General features: G+C 61.8%; 7 protein-coding genes. All 7 read right to left on the bottom strand.

Annotation, left to right across the window (positions count from 1 at the left end; genetic code table 11):
- Window position 1 precedes the first annotated feature (1 nt).
- The 7 genes from J3R80_RS10710 to cydX all read right to left on the bottom strand — a co-directional run bounded on the left by J3R80_RS10710 (window position 2) and on the right by cydX (window position 13,810).
- On the bottom strand, window positions 2-9,748 hold the full coding sequence (locus J3R80_RS10710; RefSeq protein ID WP_275393767.1) for a DUF6603 domain-containing protein: 9,747 nt from the start codon (window positions 9,746-9,748) through the stop codon (window positions 2-4).
- Window positions 9,745-10,515: a hypothetical protein gene (locus J3R80_RS10705; protein ID WP_275393766.1), complete on the bottom strand. Its 771-nt coding sequence runs from the start codon at window positions 10,513-10,515 to the stop codon at window positions 9,745-9,747. The genes J3R80_RS10710 and J3R80_RS10705 overlap by 4 nt, the downstream gene beginning before the upstream one ends.
- Before the next feature lie 69 nt (window positions 10,516-10,584).
- Window positions 10,585-10,782 (bottom strand): hypothetical protein, encoded by a 198-nt coding sequence (locus tag J3R80_RS10700; RefSeq protein WP_275393765.1) that lies wholly within the window; start codon window positions 10,780-10,782, stop codon window positions 10,585-10,587.
- Window positions 10,783-11,367: 585 nt separating this feature from the next.
- Window positions 11,368-11,730, bottom strand: coding sequence for a DUF5368 domain-containing protein (locus J3R80_RS10695; RefSeq protein WP_275393764.1), 363 nt, complete (start codon window positions 11,728-11,730; stop codon window positions 11,368-11,370).
- Window positions 11,731-11,741: 11 nt separating this feature from the next.
- A complete protein-coding gene (locus J3R80_RS10690) occupies window positions 11,742-13,040 on the bottom strand; it encodes an FAD/NAD(P)-binding oxidoreductase (RefSeq protein ID WP_275393763.1) in 1,299 nt (432 codons plus the stop codon).
- Between the two features lie 86 nt (window positions 13,041-13,126).
- The gene (locus J3R80_RS10685; RefSeq protein ID WP_275393762.1) at window positions 13,127-13,564 is read right to left on the bottom strand and encodes a hypothetical protein; all 438 of its coding nucleotides are present in this window, start codon (window positions 13,562-13,564) and stop codon (window positions 13,127-13,129) included.
- Window positions 13,565-13,672: 108 nt separating this feature from the next.
- Window positions 13,673-13,810, bottom strand: coding sequence for a cytochrome bd-I oxidase subunit CydX (gene cydX / locus J3R80_RS10680; protein ID WP_275393761.1), 138 nt, complete (start codon window positions 13,808-13,810; stop codon window positions 13,673-13,675).
- Window positions 13,811-13,823: the final 13 nt, after the last annotated feature.

Below are 13,823 nucleotides of genomic sequence, written 5' to 3'. Positions count from 1 at the left end.
CTCAGTATGCCTCCTCTTTCTTCTTCGCCTTCGGTTTCGTCCAGGCGATTTTCACGGGCTTGCCACCGGCTGCGCGGGGGCGATCCAGAAGGCCCTCAAGGCTGCGGCTGTCCAGAAGCTCGGCAAACCGGTCTGCGGTGCCGCTTGCCAGCATGACGCCAGCCAGCCGCCCGGGCGCCTTGGTTTCCACGCCCACGCTGACCGGGCCGCCTTTGCCTGTCGGTGCAATATTCAGGATTAGGGCGGTGCGCGCGCCCAGATGCGCCACAACTGGCGCGACACCGGTTTCCGTTGCGCCGGTCAGGGCCAGCGCGAAATCGCGGGTCGCATCGGGATCAACCGGGCCTTCCAGCAACAGGACCAGAAGGGGTTGGAAGGTGTCAAACCGCGTGGTGATACGGCCCTGCCGCGCCAATTTTGCCGCTTTGATCCAGCCCAGCCCGGCGGCTTCGTCACGCCGCCCGATGCGCGCGCCCGCCGCGTGGACCGAGCCACCGGCGAACAAGGCGCGGCTCCAGCCGACAAAGGCCAGCTCCCGCTCGGCCATCCAGCCTGTGACCCCGCCCTTGGCCCCACCATCGCCCAACGCTTCGACAATGATCCGCGAGGTGCGGCCCGGCAAGCGGACGCGCCCACGCTCGGGCTTGCCGGTCTCCAGAACTGCGCCGCCCAGCCCGATTGCCGTCACCCGTGCAGCCCCACCGGATGTCGCGATTGTCCCAGCCCCAAGACGTGGGTCCGAACGTCGGGCGGCTGGCATGTCAAAAATGGCGATCTCACCGGGCGATAGCAAAGCACTATCTGACGCCGCGCGGCGTGCCGGACCGGTCGCCACGCGGTCGAACGCCGCCAGACGCGCGGCTGCCGCGCCATCCTGCCCAAGCCCTGCCACGAAACTGGCATTGGCCCGCGCCGATTGCGTGACAGGTGGGCGTGTGCCGGCAATGACGGTTTTTTCTCCGCGAGCCGCAGTATCGACACGGGTCAGAACTGCGGGCATTTGGGGCGAAAGGCCGGCCCTCATCTTCGCAAGGCTCGGTGCAGTGGTCCGTGCGATTTGATCGGTATTCGCAACCGTCGTGATCCGCGCGGCGGCTTCGGCCCGGATTTCGGGGCTTAGGATGGCGGCGGCGCGCGGTGGTTTGACCGACAGATCCAATTCCTTCACAGGCGCCGCATTCAACACAGTGCCGCGGGTGACAGGCTCAGGTTCCACCAACCGCTCGCCAAGCGATCCAATGCGCCCGGGCGCAACCCGTGCATTCGCACGCCCAGCCAAGGCCGCCTTGCCCAACCCGTTATCGGCAAGGATCTTTTGCTCTAACGCAAAAATTTCGAGTTGCCCCAGCCCACCCGGCACGCTCGCGACCAGCCCGCCGATGCCAGCAAGGAAGCCGGGGCGCACTGTGGCCTCGGTGACGAATGGCAAAGGTTTGCGCGGGCCAGCCTCAACCTGATTGAATGCAATTTCGGGTGGCAGCCGCCCAATGCGCGAGGGCTTGACGGTCATATGCGCGCCTTCAAGCGCGTCCAGCACCTCGCCCTTGGGCATGGATTTCTTGTCCATCTCCTGCGGCGGGCCCCACACGGCAATGGGGAACTTGCCGGTATAGCGCCCCAGAACGGTGACACCGGTTTCATTGATCCGTTCGGCCTGCGTGTCGACCCGGATCAGCGAAAGCGAAAGTTCTGATCCGTCGAGCGAGGCGTTGATCGGGGGCAGACCCAGCGGCAGGGTTGAGTAATTCTGCGGGCTTGCGTTACCGACCACCAGCCGGTCTGCAGGCAGTGTGGTCGTTACCGTCATCTCAAATTCACTCATGACTTCAAAGGGATGCTGGATGGAACCATCCGCTGTGCCTTCTTCACCTCCGGGCGGCAATGCGCCATTGCCCGCGATGGCTGTCAGTGCACGCGCCGTTCCCGGCTGCGCCTCTTCCAGGTATTTGACGACGAAATCGGTCCAGGTGATGTAGTTGGGCGAGGATTGCGCACTGGCGCCGAATTTCACCTTCAGCTTGACCGGTCCGACCTTGAACTTGGCCTCGCCCCGGAACTCGGGCCCTTCGATATAGATGCTGGCACCAAGGCTGATCTTGATCGTGATCTTGCCGATCCACACATCAATCGTGACGCCCGCCGAAATTCTGGCATAGGCCTCGGCCTCGTACCGGAACGGATCGAAATAGATGATGACGTCACAGCCATAGGACAGATGCGCCCAGGCAGGCCCCAGCGTGGCCGAGGCTTCCAGCCCGCCGCCCGCCATGATCGCCTCGGACGTCAGGGCGAAATAGTTGCCGCCCTTGATGACGATGTTGCTGACCGGCTGCCAATGGAACCCAAGGCGCGGCACAACCGGATAGCCGTCGCGGTGGAATTTCGGGTGGTAGCCGCCGAAGGTCAGGACGAACTCGCCCTTCTTCGGCCCCCCGAACCACGAGACATAGGCAAAGCCGCCGGTCAGCCGCACGCTTTCATGCAGAAGCCAGGAATTGTCGGTCAGTTGCGCCTGGATCCAGATCACGCCCTCTTCGGTTGAGAACCGGGCGACCAACGCAATCTCGATCGACACCAACCGAAACTGTGGGCGCGGCAACGCCATGCGGGCAAGACCGAAGATGTTCAGCTCGAACCCGTTGCCGAACTCGACCGCGACGACGGCAACGCCATCGACGATCATGAAACTGGTGAAACTGATCCCGGCGGCAAACCAGAATGTGCCCTTGCGCGGCGGGAACGTGCCCCTGACATTGTCCATCTCGGCCATCGGGTCAGACGGGGCCGAAGCGCTGGGATCAAGCGCCTTGATCATCACGAACTCATCGAATTTCGACAGGTCGTCCGGGACGATGATCTCGCGATTTATCCCGAAACCGCCGCCAATCCCGGTCAGGAAGAACGCGGGTGGCCCACCAATGGGGCCGACCACCGCGCCATAGGCGAAGAAGGCGGTATAACGCCCCTCGCCCGATTCCTCGATTGACGCGTATCCACCATAGATCGACAGCCCATAGGCCGCGAACCGCGCCAGCAACATACCAACATATTCGACATTCTCGGGGTTGCCGGGGTCCGAGAATTTGCGCAGCCCCCCGGCCAGTTGCACGCCGGACAGGTCCGCGCTGACGGCCAGACCCGCCAGATCGACGCTCCAACTGCCGGGGTCATAGATCGGTCCGGCATCCAGCGAATAGGTCAGTTGCAGGTCGTCCACCGCCGCCGTCAATCCGGCAATCGAGATATTGCCATCGAACAGAAGCGATATCTTCTCAAGCTCTTCACCAGTCTGCGTGACGCCCAGCCCGACCTGATCGACGTAAAGCGGCCCGAAGCCCTTCTTGATCGACAGCCACCACGGCCCGTCGCCCTCGCCCGCCGACAGGCGCACCATCACCGGGTCGGACCCGTGTTTCTGGATGGCCAGCGCCGGGCTGAACATCGGTGCCAACGCCTGCCCACTGTCCGAGCTTTCGTCCATGATCCCTTGCGCCACCGGGTTGCCGCCCGTCCCGCCCGAGACACTGACCGCAAGATCGGAAAGCTGCACCTGCACACCGCCCGCAGGCGGGCCGTTGCCGATCCGACCAAACAGATGCAGGGCGATCGAGCCGAGCGACAGGCCGAAATCGACCAGCGGCGCACCGTCCTTGCCGATCCGCACGCCCAAGCCATTGGCGGCAATCGACGGCGCGAACCCCAGGGACGGGCTTGTTTCGACCAACCCGATCACGATCCCCGCAGGTGGCGCGCCCTTGATCCAGCGGCTGTCGTTTTCAATCGAGACAACAATATCGCCCGAGGTCAGCGGCAGGCGTGACGTCAGGCCGACATTCACACCGATGGCGTTTCCATCCCGTGCCAGCCCCACGGTCAGGATGCTGTCGATCGTCACCGATGGGCCTGCATCGGCGAAGTTTTCGATCAACCGGATCATCCGCGCGATGAAGTTGTCGCGAATATCGGCCGCGCTCTGCCCGGGCGTCGGGATCAGTTGGAACAGGGCAAGGTCAAGCTGGCTGGTGTCACCATCCAACAGGATCACACCTTCCAGAAGGTCTTCGATATCACTGGATCCAGTGCCGGGAATTTCGGTTTCCAGAAGGTCCTGAACCGGGTCGGTTTGGCGCAGGAAGTCCACCACCAGTCCCAGCGTCAGCGTCAACAGGCCCGAGGCAACACTGGCCGGATCGGACACTGGCCCGCCGCCATCGTCAAACACAACCTCGAACCCCAGCGGATCAAGGATCGTGCGCAGGGTCAAAACCTGAACCCCGTCGCCCGCAATCGCAAGGCCTAGCCCCACGAAGGGCACTGCAATGCCTTCCCCCACTTCGAACGAGACCACGGGGAACAGGCTTGCGCCGCCCGCGTCAATCAGGGCTGGCCCGACGCTGCCGGTGAACTCGTCCAGCCCACCTGCGTCAAAGACCATCGCGGTGGTGATGGTTTCGACAAATGGCAACCCGGTGTCGGAATAGCCGATGGCAAACCGGAACGGCCCGGTGTCCAGCGACAGGGTGATCGGCCCGGCGGTGATATCCAGCCCGGTCGCGCTGGCGCTTGCCAACACGCCAACGGGCAGAACCGGTGCCAACGCGCTGGCCAAGGCGTTCAACGCCCCGGTGGTGATCGCGGGCCAGCGCGCGGCAAGCTCGCCTTCCGGGTCGTTCGCCCAGGCCGACAGGCGCGGACCCGTGAATTCCAGCGGCGCGCCTTCGCGCAAGACCAGCGCATCGCCCACCGCCGCCACCACGTCCCCCGCCGTGCCGCCCGCATCCACCAGCGCGTTCAGCGCCAGCGGCAGCGCAGTTTCAACCGCCGTACTGGCCAGCGCCGCAAGGCCGGGCGTGTTGGGATAAAGCGGCAGGTCGGTGCCGCTTGCGTTGCGCAGGAACAGGCTGACATCGGGGGCAATCTCAAGATGCACGGCGCTGCGCCCCTCGACCGCGCTTGGTAGCCCCGCGAAAATGGCAATGTTGGGCGCGACAGGGCCGGTGCTCGCGATCAGCAGCCCGAACCGACCCCCGAAGGTCAGTTGCTCTGCCCCGCCACCGATGGCACTGCTGTCCAGCGCCAGTGCCAGATCCAGCACCCCGCCTGCGCCGCTGAGTTCAATCGCGACGCCATCCGCCACATCCCAGCGCCCCGGCGCACCGGGCAGCCCAAGGAAGGGTCGCAGCGCATCGAAGGCCGCTGCCACACGGCTGGCGTCATAGCCACCGGCCAGACCGAACACTGCTTCGCTTTTCAACCAGCCCACCGGGTCACGGAACAGCCCGATGGGGGTGATCATCGCCCGATCACCCTCCGGGTTGGGATCGGCAAGCAGTCCGAGCAGTTCAAGCAACCCGTCGATGACCAGCTTCGCGCCGTCATCCTGATCGCGCATGTAATCCACGCCGAATTTGACCGCGCTGGCGATGGTCAACGGGGCGCCTTCGCGCACCAGAGCGACGGCATCGGCGTTCGGCCAGATCGGCAGGCTGACCGGCGCGGCACCGGGCGGTGTCCAGTCAAGCCGTATCTCCAACGGATCGAGCGAGGCGGTCAGCGCGCCCGAGGCCACCGAGCCGATGCTCAGATCCGCTGTGACCGGCCCGGCAGCGGCCGCGCAGGCGGATATGGCCCAGTTGGGCAAACCCAGCGCCGGGGCCGACCCGGCCAGCGAAAACGCCACTGACCGGGCGGCGATGTCGATACTCAGGCCCGGAATGCCGGCAAAGATCGTGTCTGCGGCATCTTGCAGGTCCAGAACCCGCGCCGCGCTGAGAAGGGCGTCGCGCACCTGCGCATCTGGTTCGTGCAATACCCGGTCAAGTGCCGTGGCAACCAGCCCGCCCAGATCGTCCACAACGCCGATTGCGCGCAACAAATCCGCCAGTGCACCCATTTCCGGGCTGGGGTCGGCCAGAACTTCGGCAATGACGGATGACAAGAGTACCCGCACCTCGGGCAGCGCGGTTGTGACCACGCCTTCGGCGGCTTCGGCCCCGGCTTCGCGCAGGGTCCAGACATCGCGGGCAAGACCAAAGACCACCGCGTCATGCAGCCTGATTTCCGCTTCCACAGGGCCAGATGCACCAAGCGGCACAGCGATATCGACGGCAATCCAGCGCAACTCCTGCGCCGCCCCCGCGCCTGATCCGGGGCCACCCAACAGCCAGCCACCATCGCGACGGATTTCCAGATGCAGCCTGACGCTCCGCTCGTCGGTCAACGAGGGAAGCGGATCAAGCGCGATGGCCCCCAATTCGACGGCCACGTGGCCCGAGACCGACAAACCGCCGCTGGTAGGGGCGATTGGCAAAAGCAGACCAAATCCCGCGCCGGTTACGGTCTCCCCGGCTTCGTATTCAGATTGCACGACCGCGCGTTCGCTCAGCCCCGCCGCTGCGGCGGCTGTCAGACCAACCTGAATCGCTGCTCGGTCAAAGACGCCATAGGCGCAGTGCAGGTCCAGACCTGCGGCAACGGCAGTCGGCAGATGTGGGGGTGGGCTAAGTTCGGCAGCGGGATCAGAGAAACGCGACAGCCCGGACAACGCCCCGAACACCGCGCGCGCGACGCCAAGTGCGGCGTCATCCGGCGTTCCCGGATCCTCGGGCGGCAACAAACCAAGGAAGGTTCGAAGGGCTTCAGCACCGGGGTTCAGATCAAAGATCGAGAACGCCACCGGAGCCAACGGCATGCCGAGGGTCAAAAGCCGGTTGATCGACGCCGGACCGACATCCTCTGCCGCCAACCAAGCCGCATGGGACGCAGCAGCATCTGCAACCACGGCGACATCGCCACCGGCTGTCGAAAATGCGGCGAATATCCGCGAGAGCCTTGCCGCTTGCCCGACCGACCCATCAGGGTCGCCAGACAGAAGTGCAACATCGGCGCGTGGGCCAAGCGCAATGAACCATTCACCCGGCATAGCGGTCGGCGCTTCGAAGGTATCCGGTGCACGCCCAGCCGGGCGCAAATCAATCCTGCGGTCGTCAGGCGCAGCCTCGAAGGGGAACGCATCGGCTTCGCTGGTCACGGCCACATGCAAGACGGTGCCCGGCGTTGCACCGAATACAGCGTTCAGATCAACGGTGTCGCGCAGCCCGGGTCCAGCGACGTTTGGAATGTCATGCCGCGATGCGCCGCTAGGCAGGGTTTCGGGCGGGGCGATCAGGCCATCGGTGCCGGCCAGTCGTGCTTCAAGCGCAGCGATCCCCTCTGCCAACGCACCAATCCGCGCGCCTGCCTGCGCCAACCCCTCGCGCGACGCCAGTTCGACCACGATCCCTGCTGCCAACGCGGCAGCATCAAGCGGGGCGTCAAGGGGTTGCCACAGCCGAAGCGCTTCGGACTGCACCAGCCCGTCTCCCTGAACGGCGCGACCGGGCATAGTCCAAAGCCCCAGCGACGGGCCGCCCAAATCCGGAGCAAGGTTCAGCCGCAAGGGATCATTCGGCGCCCCCCGGCCAGTCAACGCACCAAAGCGGTCGCGACTGCCTGACAACACCCGCCCCAGAGGTTCCAAAACCTTGCGCAGCGAACCGCCCGGATCGCTGATCAGCCGGCCAAGCCAAGCCCGAAGCGCTGCGTCGGGGTTGTCGATCAAGTCCGACAGGGGCAAACGATTGATCGCCGTATTCTCGGCCAGAACACTGGGGCGCCGCCAGCCAACAGCGGTCAGAATATCCACCGCCCATGGCGCGGCAATCGTGTCGCCCAATAGACCAATCAGCTCCTCTATTGCGTCCCATTGCGCCGGGGTCAGGGCATCGAAGCCCTGGTCAAAATCCGGTATGTCGAGCGGTATCTCGATCTCACTCACCACCAGCGCAGGATTGGGGGCGGCAAAACTGATCGCCAGCCCGTCGGTGGCGCTCCAGCCAAATCTGACGCCGACCCGGTCTGCGGCAATCGCCAGTGGGTCGTCCCCCAACGCGGTGCGCCGCGTGCCACGCCCTCGGGCGTCGATATTCAGGGTAATCTCTGCGGCGAAGGCAGCATCCGGCGCGGAAAGGTCCGCGCGCATGATCTGGATGTCCAAACTTGTGTCCAGCACCGTGCAACGCTCGCCTAGCTCCGACTGCGTTGCGGTGATCCCAATCGCCAGTTCGATCACGCCCGGATCGGGTTGCCGCACCAGCAAGGCCACCGGCCCGGTGATGCCGATGCGCCATGGGGTCTCAACGCTGCCATCGCCTGTTACGGGGTCAGCGGCCAGCGTGGTGTCGGCGATAAGCCCGCGAAGTGCGCCAAGAATGTCCGGAATGTCGGCGGCATGTGTGCTGAGGATGCCCAACCAATGGTTTCGCACTGCTGTCAAAGGGTCTGCCAGAAAGGCGGTCATATCCAAGGTCGGCATGCCCGGCACGCTGGCGGGCGGCGCAATCCCCAAAAGAACCGAAATCGCGGTTCCCGGTGGTCCAAGCTGTGCCAGAAGATCCGCGATCACCTCGTTGATCAGGGTCGTGCCGACCTCGGCAATCGCGTCCGGTGTGGACAAGTCGAGCACTTCATAGGAATTGCCTGCGATCACCACTTGATCCAGCGCAAGAATCGCAATGGGTTGGCGCAACGGACCAAGGGCAATACCCGCGCGCAACGCCTCGATGCCAGGATCACCGACCAGAAGTGGCGAACCTGAACTTCCAAGCCTCAGTTGCGCCGACAAAGATGGAACGGCAACCGCCGCGCCGGTTCCCAGATCAAGTTTCAACAGGTCTGCCACGGCCTCGACCCGCGCCGTCCCCTGTGTGATCCCGAACGAGATCGCAGGCGTCACAATAGGGCGTCCGGTCGGACCGGTCACAGCCGCGATGACCAAATCGACGCTGACCCCGCCGCCCAGATCAATGGCGAGCGTATCGCCCGACAGGCTTGCCGCGCCCCCGATCAAATCAGCCGCCGCCTGCATCCATGTCGTCTTGGCCGCGTTGTCCCCCATCAGCGATGCGAACCAATCTGCCAACACTTCCGGCCCTTGATTGACCAACCCCTCGATGGGAAGCGGTGGCACCGAACCGGCAAGACCCAAAAGCTCGGCCAGCGCAGTGATCTGCGCTGTGGCCCCACCATCGGCCATCGCCTGAATGATACCAAGGATCAGTTCAAGCGCGGCTTCATCGAGCGTCTCGAGATCCGATACCGACAGCGAGAAATCGCGCGGCGAAGCAAACCCCGGAAGGAACAACCCGCCAAGGGTCAGCGCCACGGAAGGATCACCGTCCCCGGCGGCGGTGGGGGTGGTAAAGGCAAGGCCGATCGATCTGAGCCCCGCCGTGCCGCTTGGCGGATTGGGATCGACGACAATTTCGCTGGCCAAAATGATCTTGCCGCCGGGATGGCCGATCAAAACCGGGTCCGGGACGGAATGACCTTCCTTGGCAGCCCGGAACAAGGGCACGAAGAACGAGGTCGCGGTGTCTGGGTCAGTGGTTTTCAGCCGTACGCCCAGACCGATGTGAACTTCGGTTTCCGGTTCATCATCGATGACAAAATAGAAGGTCGCCGCGCCATCGTCGCTGGCAACGATCGGCAACCACTGATGCCCTTCGCCATCAATTTCTGTATCGCCTTCCAACAAGCGATCCATGACCGCCAACAACGCCTCGCGCTGCGTCTCGTTGGCGAGCATCTTCTTCAGATACGCAATCGGATCGGCCAGCCAATCTTCGTTTAGCGCACCGTTGTCTCCGGCAAAGCCAAGCGCCTTCAGGACGTCTTCGAGATCTCCAAAATCGGCGGCGTCAAGGCTCATGGCGCTCTCCGATCAAATCCGTGTCGCGCCATTGTGCCGATGGCCAATCCGTCGGCGCCGGCCAGCAGGTTGAACGCTATAAGACCCTGACGGTCGGGATCTTGCCCGGCGCGGCTGGCAAGCACCTCGGCCAGGGTCAGAACCGAACCCCAAGCGAAGGCGGTAAGGGCGTCGGCCCAAATCTCGACAATTGCTTCGGGTCCGGTGGGACGCATCGGCGTCGACGCCATCAGACCCGCGGGGCGCTTTTCAGACCCGATCGCGAAAGGCACCTTGATCACCACATCCTTGGTCTGGTCGGTCCTCACGGGCACATGCACAACAATCCGGCCAGACTCGGTTTCAAGACCTACGCGGCTTGCAAAGACAAGCATTTCGCTATCGCCCTGAACCCAGACAATTTGTTTTTCACCCGCCAGCTTGACTGCGGCACCCCGGAACAATGTCACCGCGGTCTTAGGTCCAAGATCAATCCTTGGGCCGACTTCCCCGGAATTTACAGGGCGATCCGGCACCAGATGCGGGCAGCGCTTTTTGAGCGCCTGGAACATCTTGTCGCAAACCTTTTCGATATCGTCGTCATCCTTGCCCGTCTCTTTGTCAGGTGCCCTTTCCAGCAGACGGTCAATCGCGACCCGCAAGGCCCCCGCTCCGACGAGTTGCTCAAGATCATCAAGACGTGAGTGGGGAAGCGAAACCTCTGGCCGCTTTGTCGGACGCTTCGCACCCTGTGGTCGTTGTGATTGTTGGCGGGGCGGCTTGCCCATAGCGATCCTCCTCGCTTGCTGGCGATCCCAACAAGCGTGATGTGCGATGACATCGATAGGTGTGTCGCGTCAGTCTTTGCCGGGTGCCGGCATCACGCGATCAGAGATGAAGCCCAAAACAGCCCACAGGACGATAAATCCCAGAAGCTCCAAACCAAAACTGCCCCATTTGAAGAAGAGCTGCGCAACGACGAGCGCTATCAGAAACGGCACAAATTCCGCGCGCAGCGCGCGTGCCAATCCGCAATTTGCGATAAGCGTGTACATGACATCCCACTTTGCACAATAAGCTCTTTGAATAAGTTTAGCCTGCTCGCCCCCATGTCGATCTGTCAACTCAGAATTGAAAAATTGGGGAAAGGGTCAAGTTTCCGCCGATCACACGGTCGAGCACTTTGACGTTCAAACGCGCATTTCACGCTGAACAAGTTCGAGCCGGCATCCACACCATTGGCGGGGAGTATGTCGTGAAAGTTAGCGAAATTGACGCAAGAAAGGTGATTGATCCCCGACCTACTCGGTGATCATCAAGGCCCCGTCTCTCGAAACTGCACGCACGTGCTGCAACGCGGACGCGTACGCGCCGTTAACGGCTTTGCGAAAATCGGCGGGACAATTCAGAACTGCATTTATCGAAGGCGACGCCAAGTGTGCCAACAAGACCTCATCGGCGTCTGTTTCCCGCCCAGCTTCTCAGACGAGATGATTGCCTCGACCCGGTTGTGGGTGACGCAGATCACGAAAGCGCGGACAATTTATCCCCACAAGCGTTTTCACCCACGCCACCGAACCAAGGCATCTCAAAGCAGATGATCTACCGCAGCAGTTTTACAGTGTAGGACGTAGAACGACTTAGCGGGCATCGGATCCGGACCTGCGGCCCAACAAAGCCTGCGCAGTATACACCAGAATTGCGATACCAACCGCACCGGCGGCAGCGATGCCAAGGAACAAAATAACATCGACCGGACCTCCTATATCGCTGAGCCTTGAGCTGGTCATCACCAACACAAACCAGACCGCAGCGATTGCCCCCAACGGCATAGATAGTTGAGCCAGCAGAAACTTCCGCCATGAAATACTGCGATCACGGACAAGAACATAAAGGTAGGTGACCGTAACAGTCGCAGCAATCGCGACCATGACCCAAAAAAGACCCCGCCCGAAGATTTCCTCGAAGACCGCCAGGATTGTACCAAAGGTCATATCTTTCATTGCACTTCTCCTTACGCCCGACCGCGCAGCATCGCGTTATAGGTTGCCTTCAATGCAACCTCTTTCATCAACCAGCTGATCCACAGCTCCTCTAGCGGTGCGATGATGCCGGGGAACGATGGGGTCAGGTTGTTGTTGTAGTCAAATTCGATCAACATGGCGCGCCCCACGCGCGTGATCATCGGGCACGATGTATAACCGTTATAGGTCTCGGTTGGATCACGGCCTTCTATTGCTGCGATCAATCCGTCCTCGACAACAGGCACTTGCCACTTGACCGAGGCCGCGGTTTTTCCCTTCGGCACACCCGCCACATCGCCAAGCGCCCAGATATTTTCATATCTCAGATGCCGCAGCGTGGCTTTATCACACTCGACCCATCCCTGATCAGTCCACTTGTCTACCCAGCTCAATCCAGATTGCCGAATGACCTCGGGCGCACGCTGTGGCGGGATGACGTGAATGTAATCATAGTCCCGGGTAACAGCACCCTCCGGTGTATCGAACGTTGCTGTTTTTGCACCGGCATCTATCGCCCGCAAAACGTGTGAGTAAGCAGGGTCGATCTGCCGATCGCCAAACAACATCCGCACCTTTTCCGACACAATAGGCACGCCGAAAAGACTGTCGTTGTTTGCCATATAGTGCATATCCAGTTTGCCGCGTGTGCCCGCGTTTCGCGCGATGTCTTCAATCAGGAACGTGTGCTTCAGCGGCGCACCTGCGCATTTCATTTCGGTCGCAGGACGGGTGAACAGACCAACACCGCCGGTTTCCACATATGCCTGTGCGGCCTGCCATGTCGCTGCTGCATATTGTGGCCCGGCATACAACGCGCCAATGCCGTCTTTGCCAACCATATCAAGGTGGAATCCGTCGATCGCATCATGATCCAATACAAGACCCGGTGCCACGACCAAGAAATCGTAAGCAATGCATTGACCTCCTTCAGTCGCGACGATTTGGGTTTCGGCATCTATGGCCGTCGCCGCTTCCTGAATAAGGTTCACACTTTTGGGCAACCAGTCCGTGGTTTTTGACAGGACATAGTCGGCCGGTTTCAAACCCGCAGCCACAAGCGTTAGCCCGGGTTGATAGAGGTGATCCACACGAGGGTCTATCAGGGTAATTTCGGCACCCTGCAGACGATCTGCCAGCCGGTTCGCCAGCGCGGTCCCCCCTGCCCCGGCACCAATAATCACGATGCGGGCTTTTGTGGCAACTTGTGCGCGCGCACCATTCGCATAACCAGAGGTCGCAAGAGCGGCGCCACTGCCTGCTGCAAGCGATAACAGCTGTCTTCTGTTCAACTTGATTTCCATAACTGTACACTTCCGTATGCATTACAGGATTTGATAATGAAGCCCGCACCTCAAAAGAAATGCGGGCTATGAGATTAGTAGCTTGCGATCTTGGCGTTCGGGGCAATCATTGCCGCAGCCATTGCATCAGGTTTCGCAACGGTCACGCCGTCCATCAAGACGTCGGCCTGTGCACCCTTGCCGGGCAAATAGATGGCACAAACCTCGACTTTTGCGCCGGGCATGCCGACAATTTTCGACAGCAATCCCTTGGGGCTCATATCGCGTGGCGGCTGCGGTGCGGTCGCAGATTCTGGCGCATCTTTCAGGGCGATGTCACCGGCGGGTCCACACAGCATGACATGCGGGGCAGCACCCTGTTGTGCAGCCTGCACCGCCAGCACCATCGCCATCAACTGTGTCTGCGGCTCGGGTGCGGTCAGGATCGTTACCAGGCTATCAGGCCCATCTTGTGCCTGCGTCGGACCAGCTAAAGCAATTGCAGGACAGGCGGCAAAAATCATCTTTTTCATTTGAGGTTCCTTTGAGGGTCAAAAAGCTAGATTTCGCGCGTAGGGAGGACGTGACCCCGGAGTTTCGTCTGGGGCCTCGCAGTTTTTGCTAAGGGGAAATACCCGTGGCTAGTGGGTGTGTTCGCCCACGGGGCAATCGCCATCATCCGAAAGACAAGCGTCGGATCGAAGTTCAAGCCACATCGCATTCAACACAGCAAAGAGTGCAGCAAGGGACAATCCTAGAAGCCAGGCAAAATACCACATGTCTATATCTCCT

The organism is Aliiroseovarius sp. Z3 (genome assembly GCF_029105185.1).
In the GTDB taxonomy this organism is placed as follows: domain Bacteria; phylum Pseudomonadota; class Alphaproteobacteria; order Rhodobacterales; family Rhodobacteraceae; genus Aliiroseovarius.
Note: the sequence above shows the minus strand (reverse complement) of the source record. Positions and strands in the feature narration are given on the sequence as shown.